Origin of the sequence: Pseudomonas sp. DR48 (genome assembly GCF_019823085.1) — a bacterium.
GTDB lineage: Bacteria > Pseudomonadota > Gammaproteobacteria > Pseudomonadales > Pseudomonadaceae > Aquipseudomonas.
Genome location: NZ_CP081946.1, coordinates 1,191,957 through 1,211,481 on the forward strand (window position 1 = coordinate 1,191,957; position 19,525 = coordinate 1,211,481).

At 54.6% G+C, this 19,525-nt stretch carries 27 protein-coding genes; all 27 read right to left on the bottom strand.

The genetic code is table 11. The features are described from left to right. Nucleotides 1-6 precede the first annotated feature (6 nt). The 27 genes from secY to rpoC all read right to left on the bottom strand — a co-directional run bounded on the left by secY (nt 7) and on the right by rpoC (nt 19,461). The gene (gene secY, locus K5K95_RS05475; RefSeq protein ID WP_003228718.1) at nt 7-1,335 is read right to left on the bottom strand and encodes a preprotein translocase subunit SecY; all 1,329 of its coding nucleotides are present in this window, start codon (nt 1,333-1,335) and stop codon (nt 7-9) included. Further along, nucleotides 1,336-1,773: a 50S ribosomal protein L15 gene (rplO, locus tag K5K95_RS05480; protein WP_007896782.1), complete on the bottom strand. Its 438-nt coding sequence runs from the start codon at nt 1,771-1,773 to the stop codon at nt 1,336-1,338. It lies immediately after the preceding gene. A 3-nt stretch (nt 1,774-1,776) separates the two neighbouring features. After that, nucleotides 1,777-1,953, bottom strand: coding sequence for a 50S ribosomal protein L30 (rpmD, locus tag K5K95_RS05485; protein WP_003186033.1), 177 nt, complete (start codon nt 1,951-1,953; stop codon nt 1,777-1,779). A 2-nt stretch (nt 1,954-1,955) separates the two neighbouring features. Beyond that, complete coding sequence (gene rpsE, locus K5K95_RS05490) at nt 1,956-2,456, bottom strand: 30S ribosomal protein S5 (protein ID WP_007943782.1); 501 nt, start codon at nt 2,454-2,456, stop codon at nt 1,956-1,958. Nucleotides 2,457-2,459: 3 nt separating this feature from the next. Continuing rightward, entirely contained in the window at nt 2,460-2,810 is a 351-nt protein-coding gene (rplR, locus tag K5K95_RS05495) for a 50S ribosomal protein L18 (protein ID WP_003186037.1), read from the bottom strand. A 10-nt stretch (nt 2,811-2,820) separates the two neighbouring features. Then, on the bottom strand, nt 2,821-3,354 hold the full coding sequence (rplF, locus tag K5K95_RS05500) for a 50S ribosomal protein L6 (RefSeq protein WP_007896774.1): 534 nt from the start codon (nt 3,352-3,354) through the stop codon (nt 2,821-2,823). A 12-nt stretch (nt 3,355-3,366) separates the two neighbouring features. Further along, nucleotides 3,367-3,759: a 30S ribosomal protein S8 gene (gene rpsH, locus K5K95_RS05505; protein WP_003186040.1), complete on the bottom strand. Its 393-nt coding sequence runs from the start codon at nt 3,757-3,759 to the stop codon at nt 3,367-3,369. Nucleotides 3,760-3,968: 209 nt separating this feature from the next. Further along, on the bottom strand, nt 3,969-4,274 hold the full coding sequence (gene rpsN, locus K5K95_RS05510; protein ID WP_003176414.1) for a 30S ribosomal protein S14: 306 nt from the start codon (nt 4,272-4,274) through the stop codon (nt 3,969-3,971). A gap of 13 nt (nt 4,275-4,287) precedes the next feature. Continuing rightward, nucleotides 4,288-4,827, bottom strand: coding sequence for a 50S ribosomal protein L5 (rplE, locus tag K5K95_RS05515; RefSeq protein ID WP_003176415.1), 540 nt, complete (start codon nt 4,825-4,827; stop codon nt 4,288-4,290). A 20-nt stretch (nt 4,828-4,847) separates the two neighbouring features. Next, nucleotides 4,848-5,162, bottom strand: coding sequence for a 50S ribosomal protein L24 (rplX, locus tag K5K95_RS05520; protein WP_003176416.1), 315 nt, complete (start codon nt 5,160-5,162; stop codon nt 4,848-4,850). 11 nt (nt 5,163-5,173) lie between these two features. Then, nucleotides 5,174-5,542: a 50S ribosomal protein L14 gene (rplN, locus tag K5K95_RS05525; protein ID WP_002555479.1), complete on the bottom strand. Its 369-nt coding sequence runs from the start codon at nt 5,540-5,542 to the stop codon at nt 5,174-5,176. Between the two features lie 23 nt (nt 5,543-5,565). Then, nucleotides 5,566-5,832 carry a 30S ribosomal protein S17 gene (gene rpsQ / locus K5K95_RS05530; RefSeq protein ID WP_003176419.1) on the bottom strand — a complete coding sequence of 89 codons (267 nt, stop codon included), beginning with the start codon at nt 5,830-5,832 and terminating at the stop codon, nt 5,566-5,568. A gap of 2 nt (nt 5,833-5,834) precedes the next feature. Continuing rightward, nucleotides 5,835-6,026, bottom strand: a complete 192-nt coding sequence (gene rpmC / locus K5K95_RS05535) for a 50S ribosomal protein L29 (protein WP_008030901.1) — start codon at nt 6,024-6,026, stop codon at nt 5,835-5,837. Further along, complete coding sequence (gene rplP, locus K5K95_RS05540) at nt 6,026-6,439, bottom strand: 50S ribosomal protein L16 (protein ID WP_008145497.1); 414 nt, start codon at nt 6,437-6,439, stop codon at nt 6,026-6,028. The genes rpmC and rplP overlap by 1 nt, the downstream gene beginning before the upstream one ends. 12 nt (nt 6,440-6,451) lie before the next feature. Continuing rightward, on the bottom strand, nt 6,452-7,138 hold the full coding sequence (gene rpsC / locus K5K95_RS05545; protein ID WP_003176422.1) for a 30S ribosomal protein S3: 687 nt from the start codon (nt 7,136-7,138) through the stop codon (nt 6,452-6,454). A gap of 13 nt (nt 7,139-7,151) precedes the next feature. Beyond that, complete coding sequence (gene rplV / locus K5K95_RS05550; RefSeq protein WP_003103908.1) at nt 7,152-7,484, bottom strand: 50S ribosomal protein L22; 333 nt, start codon at nt 7,482-7,484, stop codon at nt 7,152-7,154. Between the two features lie 13 nt (nt 7,485-7,497). Beyond that, entirely contained in the window at nt 7,498-7,773 is a 276-nt protein-coding gene (gene rpsS / locus K5K95_RS05555) for a 30S ribosomal protein S19 (RefSeq protein ID WP_002555486.1), read from the bottom strand. Nucleotides 7,774-7,789: 16 nt separating this feature from the next. Then, nucleotides 7,790-8,614 carry a 50S ribosomal protein L2 gene (gene rplB / locus K5K95_RS05560; protein ID WP_003176423.1) on the bottom strand — a complete coding sequence of 275 codons (825 nt, stop codon included), beginning with the start codon at nt 8,612-8,614 and terminating at the stop codon, nt 7,790-7,792. A gap of 14 nt (nt 8,615-8,628) precedes the next feature. Further along, nucleotides 8,629-8,928 carry a 50S ribosomal protein L23 gene (gene rplW, locus K5K95_RS05565; RefSeq protein ID WP_002555488.1) on the bottom strand — a complete coding sequence of 100 codons (300 nt, stop codon included), beginning with the start codon at nt 8,926-8,928 and terminating at the stop codon, nt 8,629-8,631. Next, nucleotides 8,925-9,527, bottom strand: coding sequence for a 50S ribosomal protein L4 (gene rplD, locus K5K95_RS05570; RefSeq protein ID WP_007896707.1), 603 nt, complete (start codon nt 9,525-9,527; stop codon nt 8,925-8,927). Before rplD ends, rplW begins: the two co-directional genes overlap by 4 nt. A 12-nt stretch (nt 9,528-9,539) precedes the next feature. Continuing rightward, nucleotides 9,540-10,175, bottom strand: coding sequence for a 50S ribosomal protein L3 (gene rplC, locus K5K95_RS05575; protein WP_003186059.1), 636 nt, complete (start codon nt 10,173-10,175; stop codon nt 9,540-9,542). A gap of 80 nt (nt 10,176-10,255) precedes the next feature. Continuing rightward, entirely contained in the window at nt 10,256-10,567 is a 312-nt protein-coding gene (rpsJ, locus tag K5K95_RS05580) for a 30S ribosomal protein S10 (protein WP_003186070.1), read from the bottom strand. A gap of 156 nt (nt 10,568-10,723) precedes the next feature. Beyond that, the gene (tuf, locus tag K5K95_RS05585) at nt 10,724-11,917 is read right to left on the bottom strand and encodes an elongation factor Tu (protein WP_222588670.1); all 1,194 of its coding nucleotides are present in this window, start codon (nt 11,915-11,917) and stop codon (nt 10,724-10,726) included. Nucleotides 11,918-11,948: 31 nt separating this feature from the next. After that, nucleotides 11,949-14,054, bottom strand: a complete 2,106-nt coding sequence (gene fusA / locus K5K95_RS05590) for an elongation factor G (protein WP_090179220.1) — start codon at nt 14,052-14,054, stop codon at nt 11,949-11,951. Nucleotides 14,055-14,084: 30 nt separating this feature from the next. Continuing rightward, nucleotides 14,085-14,555: a 30S ribosomal protein S7 gene (gene rpsG / locus K5K95_RS05595; RefSeq protein WP_002555493.1), complete on the bottom strand. Its 471-nt coding sequence runs from the start codon at nt 14,553-14,555 to the stop codon at nt 14,085-14,087. Between the two features lie 118 nt (nt 14,556-14,673). Beyond that, entirely contained in the window at nt 14,674-15,045 is a 372-nt protein-coding gene (rpsL, locus tag K5K95_RS05600; protein ID WP_002555494.1) for a 30S ribosomal protein S12, read from the bottom strand. 216 nt (nt 15,046-15,261) lie between these two features. Continuing rightward, nucleotides 15,262-19,461 (bottom strand): DNA-directed RNA polymerase subunit beta', encoded by a 4,200-nt coding sequence (gene rpoC / locus K5K95_RS05605; protein WP_222588671.1) that lies wholly within the window; start codon nt 19,459-19,461, stop codon nt 15,262-15,264. Nucleotides 19,462-19,525: the final 64 nt, after the last annotated feature.

Sequence of the window (19,525 nt, forward strand, 5' to 3'; positions counted from 1 at the left end):
GGGTACTCAGCGCAACATGCCGCTGCCGTAACCCTTCAGGTTGGCTTTCTTCATCAGGGATTCGTACTGGTGCGAAACGAGGTGCGATTGTACTTGGGACATGAAGTCCATCACAACCACGACGACGATCAGCAACGAGGTCCCGCCAAGGTAGAACGGTACGTTTGCCGCAACCACAAGGAACTGGGGCAACAGACACACGGCCGTCATGTAAAGAGCACCGAACATGGTCAAGCGAGTCAGAACGCCATCAATGTAGCGCGCAGACTGCTCACCTGGACGGATGCCCGGAATAAAGGCACCGGACTTCTTCAGGTTTTCCGCTACGTCTTTCGGATTGAACATCAACGCCGTATAGAAGAAGCAGAAGAAAATAATCCCTGCACTAAACAGCAGAATATTCAACGGCTGACCAGGAGCGATCGACTGCGAGATGTCCTGCAACCAGCCCATACCTTCAGACTGACCGAACCAGGCACCCAACGAAGCCGGGAACAGCAAAATGCTGCTCGCGAAAATGGCCGGAATAACACCGGCCATGTTCACCTTCAGCGGCAAGTGGCTAGTCTGCGCAGCGAAAACCTTGCGGCCCTGCTGACGCTTGGCGTAGTGAACAGCAATACGACGCTGACCACGCTCAATGAACACCACGAAACCGATAATCGCTACTGCCAGCAAACCGATGGCAACCAGGGCGAAGATGTTGATATCACCCTGACGTGCAGACTCGAAAGACTGCCCGATCGCTCTCGGAAGACCGGCGACGATACCCGAAAAAATCAACATCGAGATACCGTTGCCAACACCACGCTCAGTAATCTGCTCACCCAGCCACATCATGAACATCGCACCAGCCACAAAAGTGGATACCGCGACGAAATGGAAGCCAAAGTCACCAGTGAACGCAACGCCCTGCCCTGCCAAGCCAATGGACATGCCAATTGCCTGGACGAGAGCGAGGACGACAGTGCCGTAGCGGGTGTACTGGCTGATCTTGCGACGGCCAGCTTCACCTTCCTTCTTCAACTGTTCCAGTTGCGGGCTGACGGCGGTCATCAGTTGCATGATGATCGATGCCGAAATGTACGGCATGATCCCCAGTGCAAAGATACTCATCCGTTCCAGCGCGCCGCCGGAAAACATGTTGAACAAGCTAAGAATGGTCCCCTCATTCTGTCGAAACAGGTCCGCGAGTCGGTCCGGGTTGATACCTGGAACCGGGATGTGTGCGCCTATTCGGTAGACGATAATCGCCAGGAACAGAAAACGCAGACGAGCCCAGAGTTCAGACATACCGCCTTTGCCGAGCGCAGAGAGAGCACCTTGCTTAGCCATTTATTCCTCGAACTTGCCGCCAGCTGCTTCGATAGCCGCACGCGCACCTTTGGTGGCGCCGATTCCCTTTCCGATGGTGACAGCGCGAGTAACTTCGCCGGACAGCATGATTTTCACACGCTGTACGTTGACGTTGATCACGTTGGCATCTTTCAGGGACTGCACGGTGACGATGTCGCCTTCCACTTTAGCCAGCTCGGACAAACGCACTTCTGCGCGATCCATGGCTTTCAGGGAAACGAAACCGAATTTCGGCAGGCGACGATGCAGCGGCTGTTGACCGCCTTCAAAGCCTGGAGCAATGGTGCCACCGGAGCGGGAGGACTGACCTTTGTGGCCACGGCCACCGGTCTTGCCCAAACCACTACCGATACCACGGCCCGGACGATGCTTTTCGCGACGGGAACCCGGCGCTGGACTCAGATCATTGAGTTTCATCGATTAACCCTCGACACGCAGCATGTAGTAAGCCTTGTTGATCATCCCGCGATTCTCGGGAGTATCAAGTACTTCTACAGTGTGACCGATGCGACGCAGACCCAGACCCTTAACGCACAGTTTGTGGTTAGGGATGCGGCCGGTCATGCTTTTGATCAGCGTAACTTTAACGGTAGCCATGATCAGAAGATCTCCTTGACGCTTTTGCCACGCTTGGCGGCAATGGATTCAGGAGACTGCATAGCTTTCAAACCTTTGAAAGTGGCGTGAACCACGTTTACCGGGTTAGTCGAGCCGTAGCACTTGGCCAGAACGTTCTGAACGCCAGCAACTTCGAGGACAGCACGCATAGCGCCGCCAGCGATGATACCGGTACCTTCAGAAGCAGGCTGCATGTACACCTTCGAAGCGCCGTGACCGGACTTCATTGCGTACTGCAGAGTGGTGCCGTTCAGATCAACTTGGATCATGTTGCGGCGAGCAGCTTCCATTGCCTTCTGGATCGCAGCAGGCACTTCACGTGACTTGCCACGGCCGAAGCCAACACGCCCTTTACCATCACCAACCACGGTCAACGCGGTGAAAGTGAAGATACGGCCGCCTTTTACGGTTTTGGCTACGCGGTTAACTTGAACCAGCTTCTCAATGTAGCCTTCGTCGCGCTTTTGGTCGTTATTTGACATAACTTAGAACTCCAGCCCAGCTTCACGAGCAGCATCAGCCAGCGCCTTGACGCGGCCGTGGTACTTGAAGCCAGAGCGGTCGAAAGCCACCTGCGAGACGCCAGCGGCTTTAGCACGCGTAGCGACCAGCTGGCCAACCTTAGTGGCCGCGTCGATGTTGCCAGTGGCGCCATCACGCAGTTCTTTATCCAAAGTCGAGGCAGATGCCAGGACTTTGTTGCCGTCGGCCGAAATGACCTGGGCGTAGATGTGCTGCGACGAGCGGAACACGCAGAGACGCACGACTTCGAGTTCGTGCATTTTCAGGCGTGCTTTGCGAGCGCGACGCAGTCGAGTAACTTTTTTGTCGGTCATTTGCTATGCCCTACTTCTTCTTGGCTTCTTTACGACGGACGACTTCGTCCGCGTAGCGCACACCTTTGCCTTTGTACGGCTCTGGTGGACGGAAGTCGCGGATCTCGGCGGCCACTTGACCTACCAGCTGCTTATCGATACCCCGGATCAGGATGTCGGTTTGGCTAGGAGTCTCAGCGGTGATGCCTTCCGGCAGTTCATAATCCACTGGGTGCGAGAAGCCAAGAGCCAGGTTCAGCACTGTGCCTTTTGCTTGCGCTTTGTAACCAACACCGACCAGCTGGAGCTTACGCTCGAAGCCTTGGCTAACGCCTTGGACCATGTTGTTTACCAACGCACGAGTGGTACCAGCCATTGCGCGAGTTTGTTGATCGCCATTGCGAGCAGCGAAACGCAGCTCACCAGCTTCTTCAACGATCTCAACGGACGAATGGATGTTCAGTTCGAGAGTGCCCTTGGCACCCTTCACCGAAAGCTGTTGGCCTGCGAATTTTACTTCGACACCGGCTGGCAGCTTAACGGGGTTCTTAGCGACGCGTGACATGCTTATCCCCCCTTAGAACACAGTGCAAAGAACTTCGCCGCCGACACCGGCAGCGCGCGCAGCACGATCCGTCATCACACCTTTGTTGGTGGAGACGATAGACACACCGAGACCGCCACGAACTTTTGGCAGATCATCGACGGACTTGTACTGACGCAGGCCTGGACGGCTAACGCGCTTCACTTCCTCGATGACCGGACGGCCTTCGAAGTACTTCAGCTCGATGGACAGCAGTGGTTTGATTTCGCTGCTGATCTGATAACCCGCAATGTAACCTTCGTCCTTCAGGACTTTGGCAACAGCTACCTTCAAAGTAGAAGATGGCATGCTTACGACGGACTTTTCAGCCATCTGGGCATTACGGATTCGAGTTAGCATGTCCGCTAACGGGTCCTGCATACTCATGGGCTAGACGCTCCTAATACAAAAAAATTAGCCTTGCGGCTACTACTTGTCGCCGAGCTCATCCATGCGAAAAAAGCACGGGCTCAGGCGAGCCGGGTATTCTAGACACACCCCACAAATGAATCAAGCCCCAATAGGGGCTTGATTCAAGTTCAAGGTCACCGATGGTCAGGATCTTGCGATCCCGACCGTCGAGACTTCGATATTGCTTACCAGCTGGCTTTAACCAGACCAGGTACGTCACCACGCATTGCGGCTTCACGCAGTTTGTTACGGCCGAGGCCGAACTTGCGGTAAACGCCGTGTGGACGACCGGTCAGGCGGCAGCGGTTACGCATGCGCGAAGCGCTTGCGTCACGTGGCTGCTTCTGCAGAGCTACTGTAGCTTCCCAACGTGCTTCTGGACTTGCGTTCAGATCAACGATGATAGCTTTCAGTGCTGCACGCTTCTTGGCGTACTTGGCAACCGTGAGCTGACGCTTCAGCTCGCGGTTTTTCATGCTCATCTTGGCCATTTTCCTACTCCAATCAGTTGCGGAACGGGAATTTGAAAGCACGCAGCAGCGCGCGACCTTCATCATCGTTCTTGGCAGTGGTGGTCAGGGTAATGTCCAGACCGCGGAGAGCATCGATCTTGTCGTAGTCGATTTCCGGGAAGATGATCTGCTCTTTAACGCCCATGCTGTAGTTACCACGACCATCGAAGGACTTGGCATTCAGGCCGCGGAAGTCGCGAACCCGAGGCAGGGAGATCGACAGCAGACGATCCAGGAATTCATACATACGCTCACGGCGCAGAGTCACTTTGACGCCGATCGGCCAACCTTCACGGACTTTAAAGCCAGCGATGGATTTCCGAGCGTAAGTCACAACGACTTTCTGACCGGTGATCTTTTCCAGGTCAGCAACAGCGTGTTCGATGACTTTTTTGTCGCCGACAGCTTCGCCCAGACCCATGTTCAGGGTGATTTTGGTAACGCGTGGAACTTCCATCACGTTCGAGAGCTTAAGTTCTTCCTTAAGCTTCGGTGCGATTTCCTTCCAGTAAATCTCTTTTAGTCGTGCCATGGTCTTCTACCTAGCAGTGTTCAAGCATCAACCGCTTTTTGGGTCGACTTGAAGACACGAATTTTCTTGCCGTCTTCTACTTTGAAACCAACGCGGTCAGCCTTGTTGGTTTCGCCGTTGAAAATGGCGACGTTAGAAGCGTCCAGTGGAGCTTCTTTTTCGACGATACCGCCTTGTACGCCCGACATCGGGTTAGGCTTGGTATGACGCTTAACCAGGTTCAGACCACCAATAACCAGACGGTTATTAGCGAGAACCTTAAGCACCTTACCGCGCTTACCTTTGTCTTTGCCGGCGATCACGATGATCTCGTCGTCACGACGAATCTTTTGCATGTCGGATCTCCTTACAGCACTTCTGGGGCGAGCGAGACGATCTTCATGAACTTCTCAGTACGAAGTTCACGGGTCACTGGCCCAAAGATACGGGTGCCGATCGGCTCTTGCTTGTTGTTCAGAAGAACAGCAGCGTTGCCATCAAAGCGGATAATGGAGCCATCAGCACGACGTACGCCGTGACGAGTGCGGACTACAACAGCAGTCATCACTTGGCCTTTTTTCACTTTACCGCGAGGAATTGCTTCCTTCACGGTAACTTTGATGATGTCACCGATACCAGCGTAACGACGATGGGAGCCACCCAGCACCTTGATGCACATAACGCGGCGAGCGCCGCTGTTATCGGCCACATCGAGCATGGATTGAGTCTGAATCATATAATTTCTCCGACCCCTAGTCCTTAGACTTCCACAGCGCGTTCGAGAACATCAACCAATGCCCAAGACTTGGTCTTGGCCAGCGGACGAGTTTCACGAATAGTGACTTTGTCGCCGATGTGGCACTGATTGGTTTCGTCGTGCGCGTGCAGCTTAGTCGAACGCTTAACGTATTTACCGTAGATCGGGTGCTTAACGCGACGCTCAATCAGAACGGTGATGGTCTTGTCCATTTTGTCGCTGACAACACGGCCAGTCAGCGTACGGACGGTTTTTTCGGCTTCAGCCATGATTACTTACCTGCCTGCTGTTTGAGCACAGTCTTCACGCGAGCGATGTCACGCTTAACTTGCCGGAGCAGGTGAGACTGCCCCAACTGGCCAGTTGCTTTCTGCATGCGCAGATTGAACTGGTCGCGCAGCAGGCCGAGCAGTTGCTCGTTAAGCTGCGGCGCGTCTTTTTCACGAAGTTCGTTCGCTTTCATCACATCACCGTCCGTTTAACGAAGGCAGTGGCGAGCGGCAGCTTTGCAGCAGCCAGGGCAAAAGCCTCACGCGCCAGCTCTTCAGTAACGCCCTCGATTTCATACAGGACTTTGCCTGGCTGAATCTGGGCAACCCAGTACTCCACACTACCCTTACCTTTACCCATCCGAACTTCGAGTGGCTTTTTGGAAATAGGCTTGTCCGGGAATACACGGATCCAGATCTTGCCGCCACGTTTAACGTGACGGGTCAGAGCACGACGCGCTGACTCGATCTGACGAGCGGTGAGACGACCACGAGCTACAGACTTCAGCGCGAACTCGCCGAAGCTGACTTTGCTACCGCGCTGAGCCAGACCACGGTTGTGGCCTGTCATCTGCTTGCGGAACTTCGTACGCTTTGGTTGCAACATTTGGCGTACCCCTTACTTAGCAGCTTTTTTACGAGGCGCTGGTGCTTGTGGTTTCAGTTCTTCTTGGCGACCACCAATTACTTCGCCTTTGAAGATCCAAACCTTTACACCGATCACACCGTAAGTGGTGTGAGCTTCGTAGTTGGCATAGTCGATGTCGGCACGCAGGGTGTGCAGTGGCACACGACCTTCGCGATACCATTCAGTACGTGCGATTTCAGCACCGCCGAGACGACCGCTCACTTGGATTTTGATGCCTTTGGCACCAATGCGCATGGCGTTCTGTACAGCGCGCTTCATAGCGCGACGGAACATTACGCGACGCTCCAGCTGCTGAGCTACGCTCTGCGCAACCAACATACCGTCGAGCTCCGGCTTGCGGATTTCTTCGATATTGATGTGCACAGGCACACCCATTTGCTTGGTCAGGTCCTGACGCAGTTTCTCAACATCTTCACCTTTCTTCCCGATAACGATACCTGGACGAGCGGTGTGGATGGTGATACGTGCTGTTTGAGCCGGACGATGGATATCGATACGGCTTACGGACGCGCTTTTTAGTTTGTCTTGGAGATACTCACGCACCTTCAGATCAGCGAACAAATAGTCCGCATAAGTCCGACCGTCTGCGTACCAGACGGAGGTGTGCTCCTTGACGATTCCCAGGCGAATGCCAATGGGATGTACTTTCTGACCCATCTCTTCGACTCCGTTACTTGTCAGCAACCTTGACAGTGATATGGCAAGACCGCTTGACGATGCGATCAGCACGGCCTTTGGCACGTGGCATGATTCGCTTCAGCGAACGCCCTTCGTTGACGAAAACGGTGCTGACTTTAAGGTCATCAACGTCTGCGCCTTCGTTATGCTCGGCGTTGGCTACGGCCGACTCCAGCACTTTCTTCATGATCTCGGCGGCTTTCTTACTGCTGAAAGCCAACAGGTTGAGCGCTTCGCCCACCTTCTTCCCGCGGATCTGGTCGGCGACCAAGCGGGCTTTCTGGGCGGAGATTCGAGCGCCCGACAACTTAGCGGCTACTTCCATCGTTCCTTACCCCTTAACGCTTGGCTTTCTTGTCTGCCACGTGCCCACGATATGTGCGGGTACCGGCAAACTCGCCTAGTTTGTGGCCGACCATGTCTTCGTTCACGAGAACTGGAACATGTTGACGACCGTTATGCACAGCAATGGTCAAACCGACCATTTGTGGCAGGATCATGGAACGGCGCGACCAGGTCTTAACTGGTTTGCGATCGTTCTTTTCCGCCGCCACTTCGATCTTCTTCAGTAGGTGAAGATCAATAAAAGGACCTTTTTTCAGAGAACGTGGCACTGTCGTATCCCTCTATTTACTTGCGACGACGGACGATCATTTTGTCGGTACGCTTATTACCACGAGTCTTCGCGCCCTTAGTCGGGAAGCCCCATGGCGATACCGGATGACGACCACCAGAGGTACGACCTTCACCACCACCATGTGGGTGGTCAACCGGGTTCATGGCAACACCACGAACGGTTGGGCGAACGCCACGCCAGCGTTTGGCACCAGCTTTACCCAGCGAACGCAGGCTGTGCTCGGAGTTCGAGACTTCACCCAGGGTCGCGCGGCATTCAGCCAGCACTTTACGCATCTCACCAGAACGCAGACGCAGGGTCACGTAGACACCTTCACGAGCGATCAGCTGAGCCGAAGCACCAGCGGAACGAGCGATTTGCGCGCCTTTACCTGGCTTCAATTCGATGCCGTGTACGGTGCTACCAACTGGAATGTTACGCAGTTGCAGAGCGTTGCCCGGCTTGATCGGCGCCAAAGCACCTGCGATCAGCTGGTCGCCAGCACTCACGCCTTTAGGGGCGATGATGTAGCGACGCTCGCCATCTGCGTACAGCAGCAGAGCGATGTGAGCAGTACGGTTTGGATCGTATTCAATACGCTCGACAGTGGCAGAAATGCCATCTTTGTCGTTGCGACGGAAATCGACCAGACGATAATGCTGCTTATGGCCACCACCAATGTGACGAGTGGTAATACGACCATTGTTGTTACGACCACCAGTCTTCGATTTTTTCTCGAGCAGCGGTGCGTGAGGAGCGCCTTTATGCAGCTCCTGGTTGACCACCTTGACCACAAAACGGCGGCCAGGGGAAGTCGGTTTGCATTTAACGATTGCCATGATGCACCCCTTCCTTACTCAGCACTGCTGCTGAAATCGAGATCTTGGCCTGGCTGAAGGGAGATAACTGCCTTCTTCCAGTCATTACGCTTGCCCAGACCGCGAGCAGTGCGCTTGCTCTTACCCAGAACATTCAGGGTAGTAACACGCTCTACTTTCACGCTGAACAGGCTTTCGACGGCCTTCTTGATTTCCAGCTTGGTTGCATCAGTTGCAACCTTGAAAACGAACTGGCCTTTCTTGTCAGCCAGAACCGTAGCCTTCTCGGAAACGTGCGGGCCAAGCAGAACTTTAAATACGCGTTCCTGGTTCATCCCAGCAGCTCCTCGAATTTCTTCACGGCCGACACGGTGATCAACACCTTGTCGTATGCGATCAGACTAACTGGATCGGAACCTTGCACGTCACGTACATCAACGTGTGGCAGGTTGCGAGCAGCCAGGTACAGGTTCTGATCAACTACTTCAGACACGATCAAGACGTCAGTCAGGCCCATGCCGGTCAGTTTGTTCAGCAGATCTTTGGTCTTCGGTGCATCAACAGCGAAGTCCTGAACCACAACCAGACGATCAGTACGCACCAGCTCAGCAAGGATGGAACGCATTGCTGCGCGATACATCTTCTTGTTCAGCTTCTGGGTGTGATCCTGAGGACGAGCTGCGAAAGTGGTACCGCCGCCACGCCAGATTGGGCTACGGATAGTACCGGCACGAGCACGGCCAGTACCTTTCTGACGCCATGGGCGCTTACCGCCACCACGAACGTCGGAACGGGTCTTTTGCTGCTTGCTACCTTGACGGCCGCCGGCCATGTAGGCCACGACTGCTTGGTGAACCAGCGTCTCGTTGAATTCGCCGCCAAATGTCAGTTCGGAAACTTCGATCGCTTGAGCGTCATTTACATTTAATTGCATGTCAGCTTCCCCTTAACCGCGAGCCTTGGCTGCTGGACGTACAACCAAGTTGCCGCCAGTAGCGCCAGGAACAGCACCCTTGACCAACAACAGATTGCGTTCAGCGTCCACGCGCACTACTTCCAGGGACTGCACGGTCACGCGCTCAGCGCCCATATGACCGGACATTTTTTTGCCCTTGAATACACGACCAGGAGTCTGGCACTGGCCGATAGAGCCTGGAACGCGGTGGGACACGGAGTTACCGTGGGTATTATCTTGCCCGCGGAAGTTCCAACGCTTGATCGTACCCTGGAAGCCTTTACCTTTGGACTGACCGGTTACATCAACCAGTTGACCAGCGGCGAAGATTTCAGCGTTGATCAGATCGCCGGCCTGGTACTCGCCTTCTTCAAGACGGAATTCCATTACGGTACGACCAGCGGCAACGTTCGCTTTAGCGAAGTGGCCAGCCTGAGCAGCTGTAACACGCGAAGCACGACGCTCGCCTACAGTGACTTGCACTGCACGATAGCCATCGGTCTCTTCAGTTTTGAACTGGGTGACGCGATTCGGCTCGATCTCAATGACCGTGACCGGAATGGAGACACCTTCTTCGGTGAAAATACGGGTCATACCGCATTTACGACCGACTACACCAATAGTCATGTTGTAAACCTCATGAGTGTACGGGGCTTTCACCCGCTATGGCCGCCCATTTCAGAGCGTTACACGACTAAGACCGAGTCTTAGCCGAGGCTGATCTGCACTTCCACACCGGCCGCAAGATCAAGCTTCATAAGAGCATCAACGGTTTTATCCGTTGGCTGGACGATGTCCAGAACGCGCTTATGAGTACGGATCTCGTACTGGTCACGCGCGTCTTTGTTGACGTGCGGGGAGACCAGAACGGTGAACCGCTCTTTACGGGTAGGCAGTGGAATTGGACCACGCACTTGAGCACCAGTACGTTTCGCGGTTTCCACGATTTCCTGGGTGGATTGGTCGATCAGGCGATGGTCAAAAGCCTTCAACCTGATACGGATTTGCTGATTTTGCATTGGATTTCAGACTCCGGCTGCTATTCCCACCGAGCGCAATACGCCCGTTAAAAGGAGGCGCAATTCTATAGACGCCCCATATAGGTGTCAACCCAATAAAAAAGCCCCCGCTAAGCGGGGGCTCTTTCAAATCATCAAAGCTTACTCAAAAAGAGCTTACTCGATGATTTTGGCTACGACGCCAGCGCCGACGGTACGACCGCCTTCACGAATAGCGAAACGCAGACCATCTTCCATCGCGATGGTTTTGATCAGAGTGACAGTCATCTGGATGTTGTCACCTGGCATTACCATTTCAACGCCTTCTGGCAGCTCGCAGTTACCAGTCACGTCAGTAGTACGGAAGTAGAACTGTGGACGGTAGCCTTTGAAGAACGGAGTATGACGGCCGCCTTCTTCCTTGCTCAGAACGTAAACTTCTGCGGTGAACTTGGTGTGCGGCTTAACCGAACCCGGCTTAACCAGAACCTGACCACGTTCAACGTCATCACGCTTGGTGCCACGCAGCAGAACGCCGCAGTTCTCACCAGCACGACCTTCGTCGAGCAGCTTACGGAACATCTCAACACCGGTGCAGGTGGTGACGGTGGTGTCACGCAGACCAACGATTTCCAGTGGATCCTGAACGCGAACGATACCGCGCTCGATACGACCAGTCACAACAGTACCACGACCCGAGATCGAGAATACGTCTTCGATTGGCATCAGGAATGGCTTGTCGGTCAGACGAACTGGTTCTGGGATGTAGCTGTCCAGAGTCTCAACCAGTTTACGAACGGCAGTGGTGCCCATTTCGTTTTCGTCGTTACCTTCCAGCGCCATACGCGCGGAACCGATGATGATTGGAGTGTCATCGCCCGGGAAGTCGTAAGTGCTCAGCAGATCGCGCACTTCCATCTCAACCAGTTCCAGCAGCTCAGCGTCGTCTACCAGGTCAGCCTTGTTCAGGAAAACCACGATGTACGGAACGCCTACCTGACGGGACAGCAGGATGTGCTCACGAGTCTGAGGCATCGGACCATCGGCAGCCGAGCAAACCAGGATCGCGCCGTCCATCTGCGCAGCACCAGTGATCATGTTCTTCACATAGTCAGCGTGACCTGGGCAGTCAACGTGAGCGTAGTGACGAATCGAAGAGTTGTACTCAACGTGCGCGGTGTTGATGGTGATACCACGAGCCTTTTCTTCTGGCGCGCTGTCGATCTTGTCGAATTCAACTTTTGCCGAACCGAAAACTTCGGAGCAGACGCGAGTCAGAGCAGCGGTCAGAGTGGTTTTACCGTGGTCAACGTGACCGATGGTGCCAACGTTGACGTGCGGAAGGGAACGATCAAATTTTTCTTTAGCCACGACAATTAACTCCTAGCCTAAAGGGGCTGAATCAGCCTTGTTTTTTGGTAACGGTTTCGACGATGTGCGACGGAGCCGTATTGTATTTTTTGAATTCCATAGAGTAGCTTGCGCGACCTTGGGACATGGAACGAACGTCGGTCGCATAACCGAACATCTCGCCCAACGGAACCTCGGCACGAATTACTTTACCGGAAACCGTATCTTCCATACCCAGGATCATGCCGCGACGACGGTTAAGGTCGCCCATCACGTCACCCATATAGTCTTCAGGTGTAACAACCTCTACCGCCATGATCGGCTCGAGCAACTCACCACCGCCCTTCTGGGCCAGTTGCTTGGTCGCCATGGAAGCAGCCACCTTAAACGCCATCTCGTTGGAGTCGACGTCATGGTAGGAACCATCAAACACGGTAGCCTTCAGGCCGATCAGCGGATAGCCGGCAACAACGCCGTTCTTCATCTGCTCTTCGATACCCTTCTGGATAGCCGGGATGTATTCCTTAGGAACCACACCACCCACTACTTCGTTCAGGAATTGCAGACCTTCCTGACCTTCGTCAGCAGGAGCAAAACGAATCCAGCAATGGCCGAACTGGCCACGACCACCGGACTGACGAACGAACTTACCTTCGATTTCGCAGCTCTTCGTGATGCGCTCACGGTACGAAACCTGAGGCTTACCGATGTTGGCTTCGACGTTGAACTCACGGCGCATCCGGTCAACCAGGATGTCCAGGTGCAACTCGCCCATGCCGGAGATGATCGTTTGACCAGTCTCTTCATCAGTCTTGACGCGGAAAGATGGATCTTCCTGAGCAAGTTTGCCCAGAGCAATACCCATTTTTTCCTGGTCGTCCTTGGTCTTAGGCTCTACGGCAACCGAAATAACCGGCTCCGGGAAGTCCATGCGAACCAGGATGATTGGCTTGTCAGCGTTGCACAAAGTCTCACCAGTGGTGACGTCCTTCATGCCGATCAAGGCCGCGATGTCACCAGCGCGCACTTCCTTGATTTCTTCACGGGCGTTTGCGTGCATTTGCACCATACGACCCACACGCTCTTTCTTGCCTTTAACCGAGTTGATCACGCCGTCGCCGGAGGCCAACACGCCCGAGTAAACTCGAACAAAGGTCAAGGTACCCACGAATGGGTCGGTAGCGATCTTGAACGCCAGAGCCGAGAACGGCTCGCTGTCGTCTGCGTGACGCTCCATTTCCTTGGTCTCGTCATCCGGGTCAGTACCCTTGATGGCAGGAATGTCGGTAGGAGCAGGCAGGTAGTCGATAACGGCGTCGAGAACCAGGGGAACACCCTTGTTCTTGAAGGAAGAACCGCAAACAGCCAGAACGATCTCACCAGCGATAGTACGCTGACGCAGAGCGGCCTTGATTTCCGCGTTGGTGAGTTCTTCACCTTCGAGGTACTTGTTCATCAGCTCTTCGCTGGCTTCGGCCGCAGCTTCAATCATGTTGCCGCGCCATTCGTTAGCCAGTTCCTGCAGCTCAGCAGGGATAGGCTTACGAACTGGAACCATGCCTTTGTCGGAGTCATTCCAGTAAACAGCTTCCATAGCCATCAGATCGATCTGACCCTGGAAGTTGTCTTCGGAACCGATAGCCAACTGGATTGGCACCGGAGTGTGACCCAGACGCTGCTTGATCTGACCGATCACGCGCAGGAAGTTCGCACCAGCACGGTCCATCTTGTTTACGTAAACAAGACGTGGAACGCCGTACTTGTTGGCCTGACGCCATACGGTTTCCGACTGAGGCTCAACGCCCGAGGTACCGCAGAACACAACGACCGCGCCGTCGAGAACACGCAGGGAACGTTCAACTTCAATAGTGAAGTCAACGTGGCCCGGGGTGTCGATGACGTTGAAACGGTATTGGTCTTTGTGCTGCTTCTCGGAACCCTGCCAGAAGGCGGTAATAGCAGCAGAAGTAATGGTAATACCACGCTCCTGCTCCTGCACCATCCAGTCTGTGGTCGCGGCGCCGTCATGCACCTCGCCCATTTTGTGACTTTTGCCGGTGTAAAAAAGGACGCGCTCGGTGGTGGTGGTTTTACCAGCATCCACGTGAGCAACGATACCGATGTTACGGTAGCGATTAATCGGTGTTGTACGAGCCATAAAGCCCTCGCAAAATTAGTGACGCTAAAATTAGAAGCGGTAGTGCGAGAAAGCCTTGTTGGCTTCAGCCATACGGTGCACGTCTTCACGCTTCTTAACTGCAGCACCTTTACCTTCGGCAGCGTCCAACAGTTCGCCAGCCAAACGCAGAGCCATAGACTTCTCGCCGCGCTTGCGGGCGAAGTCTACCAACCAGCGCATTGCCAGAGCGTTACGACGGGACGGACGAACTTCAACCGGAACCTGGTAAGTAGCACCGCCTACACGGCGCGACTTTACTTCGACCAGCGGAGCGATGGCGTCGAGAGCTTTCTCGAAGATTTCCAGGGGGTCGCTGTTCTTGCGTTCTTTAACCTTTTCCAGCGCGCCATAAACGATACGCTCGGCAACGGCTTTCTTGCCGCTTTCCATCACGTGGTTCATGAACTTGGCCAGGATTTGGCTTCCGTACTTTGGATCGTCAAGCACTTCGCGCTTGGCTGCTACGCGTCTTCTTGGCATGGATAAGCCCTCAAACGGTCTTCAGGTTCGCTCGGAATCGGTGCCCTTTCGGGACGCCTCCGACCTTACTCTTATCGACTCAGAAAAATAGAAAATCAGTTTTTACAAAAAGCCGCTACTACTTAGGCTTCTTGGTACCGTACTTCGAACGACCCTGGTTACGACCTTTAACGCCGGAAGTATCCAAAGAACCGCGTACGGTGTGGTAACGAACACCTGGCAAGTCTTTTACACGACCGCCGCGGATCAGTACCACGCTGTGCTCTTGCAGGTTGTGGCCTTCACCGCCGATGTACGAGGAAACCTCGAAACCGTTGGTCAGACGCACACGGCATACTTTACGCAGTGCCGAGTTAGGTTTTTTCGGCGTGGTGGTATACACACGGGTGCATACGCCACGACGTTGCGGGCAGTTCTGCAGCGCAGGCACGTCGGATTTCTCGACGATACGCTTACGCGGCTGACGTACCAGCTGGTTGATAGTTGCCATCTACTAGCTCCACTGTTGTCTTGCGACGCTATTGTCTTGCAAGAAAAGCAAAATGGCAGGAACGAATTCCCGCCAAATTTAGGGGTACAAGAGTCTAAAGAGGATCTTGTCCCCAGTCAAGGCAAGGCCCCGAACTCCCCGCTCATCCAACCTCGACAAATTGTCGCGATTCGATGAACGGAATGATCAGGGCCTCACACTCATTTACCGCAGAACTCAGTTACCGCTCGAGTTCAGCGCTTCGGTCAGTGCAGCTTCCACTTCACTGGCGCTTACGCGCAACGGTTTGTCAGCATCACGGCGACGCTTGCGCTCGCTGTGATAAGCCAGACCGGTACCGGCCGGGATCAAACGACCCACGACCACGTTTTCTTTCAGGCCGCGCAGATAATCGCGCTTGCCGGTTACCGCCGCTTCGGTCAGTACACGAGTGGTTTCCTGGAAGGAAGCCGCCGAGATGAACGATTCGGTGGACAACGACGCCTTGGTGATACCCAGCAATACACGAGTGAACTTGGAAACGAATTTCTCGTCGCCAGCCAGACGCTCGTTCTCTACCAGAACGTGAGTCAATTCCATCTGGTCGCCCTTGATGAAACTGGAATCGCCGGATTCAGCGATTTCAACTTTACGCAGCATCTGACGCAAGATGGTCTCGATGTGCTTATCGTTGATCTTCACGCCTTGCAGACGATAAACGTCCTGGATCTCGTTCACGATGTACTTGGCCAGCGCACTTACACCCAGCAGACGCAGGATGTCGTGTGGATCGCTCGGACCGTCGGAGATAACTTCGCCGCGGTTTACCTGTTCGCCTTCGAAGACGTTCAGGTGACGCCACTTCGGAATCAGCTCTTCGTACGGATCGCTACCGTCGTTCGGGGTGATAACCAGACGGCGCTTGCCTTTGGTCTCTTTACCGAACGCGATGGTGCCGCTGACTTCAGCCAGAATCGAGGCTTCTTTCGGACGACGAGCTTCGAACAAGTCGGCAACACGCGGCAGACCACCGGTGATGTCACGGGTCTTCGAAGTCTCTTGCGGAATACGAGCGATAACATCACCGATCGCGATTTTCGCACCGTCCGCCACGCCGACCAGGGCGTTGGCAGGCAGGAAGTACTGAGCAATTACGTCAGTACCCGGCAGCAAGAGATCCTTGCCGTTGTCATCAACCATCTTCACAGCAGGACGGATATCTTTACCGGCAGCTGGACGGTCTTTGGCGTCGAGTACTTCAATGTTGGTCATACCGGTCAATTCGTCAGTCTGACGCTTGATCGTGATGCCTTCTTCCATGCCCACGTAGGTCACGGTACCTTTCATTTCGGTAACGATTGGGTGAGTGTGCGGATCCCACTTGGCCACGATTGCGCCAGCGTCGACCTTGTCACCTTCTTTAACCGAAATCACAGCACCGTACGGCAGCTTGTAACGCTCACGCTCACGACCGAAGTCATCAGCGATTGCCAGCTCACCGGAACGAGACACGGCAACCAGGCAACCATCCACTCGCTCAACGTGCTTCAGGTTATGCAGACGGACGGTACCGCCATTCTTCACCTGAACGCTGTCGGCTGCGGAGGTCCGGCTTGCCGCACCACCGATGTGGAACGTACGCATGGTCAGCTGGGTACCCGGCTCACCGATGGACTGGGCGGCGATAACGCCGACCGCTTCACCGATGTTCACCTGGTGACCACGAGCCAAGTCACGGCCGTAGCACTTGGCGCAAATACCGTAGCGGGTTTCGCAGCTGATCGGCGAACGCACGATCACTTCGTCGATGCTGTTCAGCTCGATGAACTCGACCCACTTCTCGTCTACCAGAGTACCGGCAGGAACGATGATTTCTTCGGTACCCGGCCTGAACACGTCACGGGCAATGACACGACCCAATACGCGCTCACCCAACGGCTCAACAACGTCACCGCCTTCAATGTGCGGAGTCATTACCAGGCCATGTTCGGTGCCGCAATCGATCTCGGTCACAACCAGATCCTGCGCCACGTCTACCAGACGACGAGTCAGGTAACCGGAGTTCGCAGTTTTCAACGCGGTATCCGCCAAACCTTTACGAGCACCGTGAGTGGAGATGAAGTACTGAAGTACGCTCAAACCTTCACGGAAGTTCGCAGTAATCGGCGTTTCGATGATGGAACCGTCCGGCTTGGCCATCAGGCCACGCATACCGGCGAGCTGACGGATCTGCGCAGCAGAACCCCGTGCGCCCGAGTCGGCCATCATGTACATCGAGTTAAAGGACTCTTGGTCGACTTCGACACCATGACGGTCGATGACTTTCTCTTTCGAGAGGTTGGCCATCATCGCCTTGGAAACTTCGTCGTTCGCCTTGGACCAAAGGTCGATCACTTTGTTGTACTTCTCGCCCTGGGTTACCAGGCCGGAGGCGTACTGACTTTCGATCTCTTTCACTTCATCGGTAGCAGCACCGATGATGCGGGCTTTTTCATCCGGGATAACGAAGTCGTTAACACCGATGGAAACGCCGGAAATGGTCGAATAGGCAAAACCGGTGTACATCAACTGGTCAGCGAAGATAACGGTCTCTTTCAAACCAACCACGCGGTAGCACTGGTTGATCAGCTTGGAGATCGCCTTTTTCTTCATCGGCTGGTTGACGACGTCGTACGACAGGCCAGGTGGAACAACCTGGAACAACAGCGCACGGCCGACAGTGGTGTCGACGATACGGGTGTTCTTGACGCTGCCGCCATCACGATCGTTTACGGTTTCGTTGATCCGCACTTTAACCTTGGCGTGCAGTGCGGCTTCGCCGGCACGGAACACACGGTCAACTTCTTGCAGATCCGCGAATACACGACCTTCGCCTTTGGCGTTGATCGCTTCACGAGTCATGTAGTACAGACCCAATACAACGTCCTGCGACGGAACGATGATTGGCTCACCGTTGGCTGGCGACAGAATGTTGTTGGTCGACATCATCAACGCACGCGCTTCCAACTGGGCTTCCAGTGTCAGCGGTACGTGCACGGCCATTTGGTCGCCGTCGAAGTCGGCGTTGTACGCAGCACAGACCAGAGGGTGCAGCTGGATAGCCTTACCTTCGATCAGTACCGGCTCAAACGCCTGGATACCCAGACGGTGAAGGGTCGGTGCACGGTTGAGGAGAACCGGGTGTTCACGGATCACTTCAGCGAGAACGTCCCAAACCTCTGGCAGTTCGCGCTCAACCATTTTCTTGGCTGCTTTGATGGTGGTCGCGAGACCACGCATTTCCAGCTTGCCGAAAATGAACGGTTTGAACAGCTCGAGAGCCATCTTCTTCGGCAGACCGCACTGGTGCAGACGCAGGGTCGGACCTACGGTAATTACCGAACGACCGGAGTAGTCAACACGCTTACCGAGCAAGTTCTGACGGAAACGACCTTGTTTACCCTTGATCATGTCAGCCAGGGATTTCAGAGGACGCTTGTTGGAACCGGTGATAGCGCGGCCACGACGACCGTTGTCGAGCAGTGCGTCGACGGCTTCCTGCAACATACGCTTTTCGTTGCGCACGATGATGTCCGGAGCGGACAGATCAAGCAGGCGCTTCAAACGGTTGTTACGGTTGATCACTCGACGATACAGATCGTTGAGGTCGGAAGTCGCGAAGCGACCACCATCCAGCGGGACCAGTGGACGCAGATCTGGCGGCAGAACCGGCAGAACGGTCAGCACCATCCATTCTGGAAGGTTGCCAGAACCCTGGAAGGCTTCCATCAACTTCAGACGCTTGGACAGCTTCTTGATTTTGGTTTCGGAGTTGGTTTGCGGAATTTCTTCACGCAGACGACCAATCTCGTGTTCCAGGTCGATAGCGTGCAGCAGTTCGCGGACAGCTTCTGCACCCATACGGGCATCGAAATCGTCGCCGAACTCTTCCAGCGCTTCGAAGTACTGCTCGTCATTGAGCAGCTGACCTTTTTCAAGGGTGGTCATGCCTGGATCGATAACGACATAGCTCTCGAAGTAGAGAACGCGTTCGATATCACGCAGGGTCATGTCCATCAGCAAGCCGATACGCGACGGCAGCGATTTCAGAAACCAGATGTGGGCAACTGGCGAGGCCAGCTCGATGTGCGCCATGCGCTCACGACGAACTTTAGCCAGCGCGACTTCAACGCCGCACTTCTCGCAGATGACACCACGGTGCTTCAAGCGCTTGTACTTACCGCACAGGCACTCGTAATCCTTTACCGGGCCAAAGATCTTGGCGCAGAACAGGCCGTCACGTTCTGGTTTGAACGTACGGTAGTTAATGGTTTCCGGCTTTTTAACTTCACCGAACGACCACGAACGGATCATCTCTGGCGAGGCCAATCCAATACGGATGGCGTCGAACTCTTCGACTTGACCCTGGTTTTTCAGCAAATTCAGTAGGTCTTTCAAGGCCTTTCCTCCTGGCGGAGCAGAGAGCGGGCAATCCTGCCCCGCTCTCGATTCGCGTCACGTG

What these genes read in the sequence shown, in the direction of transcription:
- rplF (WP_007896774.1), bottom strand. Translation starts at nt 3,354, where the DNA reads ATGTCACGCGTCGCTAAGAACCCCGTTAAGCTGCCAGCCGGTGTCGAA.
- secY (WP_003228718.1), bottom strand. Translation starts at nt 1,335, where the DNA reads ATGGCTAAGCAAGGTGCTCTCTCTGCGCTCGGCAAAGGCGGTATGTCT.
- rplW (WP_002555488.1), bottom strand. Translation starts at nt 8,928, where the DNA reads ATGAACCAGGAACGCGTATTTAAAGTTCTGCTTGGCCCGCACGTTTCC.
- rpsE (WP_007943782.1), bottom strand. Translation starts at nt 2,456, where the DNA reads ATGTCAAATAACGACCAAAAGCGCGACGAAGGCTACATTGAGAAGCTG.
- rpsJ (WP_003186070.1), bottom strand. Translation starts at nt 10,567, where the DNA reads ATGCAAAATCAGCAAATCCGTATCAGGTTGAAGGCTTTTGACCATCGC.
- rplC (WP_003186059.1), bottom strand. Translation starts at nt 10,175, where the DNA reads ATGACTATTGGTGTAGTCGGTCGTAAATGCGGTATGACCCGTATTTTC.
- rplE (WP_003176415.1), bottom strand. Translation starts at nt 4,827, where the DNA reads ATGGCACGACTAAAAGAGATTTACTGGAAGGAAATCGCACCGAAGCTT.
- rplD (WP_007896707.1), bottom strand. Translation starts at nt 9,527, where the DNA reads ATGCAATTAAATGTAAATGACGCTCAAGCGATCGAAGTTTCCGAACTG.
- rplR (WP_003186037.1), bottom strand. Translation starts at nt 2,810, where the DNA reads ATGACCGACAAAAAAGTTACTCGACTGCGTCGCGCTCGCAAAGCACGC.
- rpsG (WP_002555493.1), bottom strand. Translation starts at nt 14,555, where the DNA reads ATGCCAAGAAGACGCGTAGCAGCCAAGCGCGAAGTGCTTGACGATCCA.
- rpsQ (WP_003176419.1), bottom strand. Translation starts at nt 5,832, where the DNA reads ATGGCTGAAGCCGAAAAAACCGTCCGTACGCTGACTGGCCGTGTTGTC.
- fusA (WP_090179220.1), bottom strand. Translation starts at nt 14,054, where the DNA reads ATGGCTCGTACAACACCGATTAATCGCTACCGTAACATCGGTATCGTT.
- rpmD (WP_003186033.1), bottom strand. Translation starts at nt 1,953, where the DNA reads ATGGCTACCGTTAAAGTTACGCTGATCAAAAGCATGACCGGCCGCATC.
- rplB (WP_003176423.1), bottom strand. Translation starts at nt 8,614, where the DNA reads ATGGCAATCGTTAAATGCAAACCGACTTCCCCTGGCCGCCGTTTTGTG.
- rplO (WP_007896782.1), bottom strand. Translation starts at nt 1,773, where the DNA reads ATGAAACTCAATGATCTGAGTCCAGCGCCGGGTTCCCGTCGCGAAAAG.
- rpsN (WP_003176414.1), bottom strand. Translation starts at nt 4,274, where the DNA reads ATGGCCAAGATGAGCATGAAAAACCGCGAGCTGAAGCGTCAGCTCACG.
- rplV (WP_003103908.1), bottom strand. Translation starts at nt 7,484, where the DNA reads ATGGAAGTAGCCGCTAAGTTGTCGGGCGCTCGAATCTCCGCCCAGAAA.
- rpsH (WP_003186040.1), bottom strand. Translation starts at nt 3,759, where the DNA reads ATGAGTATGCAGGACCCGTTAGCGGACATGCTAACTCGAATCCGTAAT.
- rplP (WP_008145497.1), bottom strand. Translation starts at nt 6,439, where the DNA reads ATGTTGCAACCAAAGCGTACGAAGTTCCGCAAGCAGATGACAGGCCAC.
- rplN (WP_002555479.1), bottom strand. Translation starts at nt 5,542, where the DNA reads ATGATTCAGACTCAATCCATGCTCGATGTGGCCGATAACAGCGGCGCT.
- rpmC (WP_008030901.1), bottom strand. Translation starts at nt 6,026, where the DNA reads ATGAAAGCGAACGAACTTCGTGAAAAAGACGCGCCGCAGCTTAACGAG.
- rpsC (WP_003176422.1), bottom strand. Translation starts at nt 7,138, where the DNA reads ATGGGTCAGAAAGTACATCCCATTGGCATTCGCCTGGGAATCGTCAAG.
- rpsL (WP_002555494.1), bottom strand. Translation starts at nt 15,045, where the DNA reads ATGGCAACTATCAACCAGCTGGTACGTCAGCCGCGTAAGCGTATCGTC.
- rplX (WP_003176416.1), bottom strand. Translation starts at nt 5,162, where the DNA reads ATGCAAAAGATTCGTCGTGACGACGAGATCATCGTGATCGCCGGCAAA.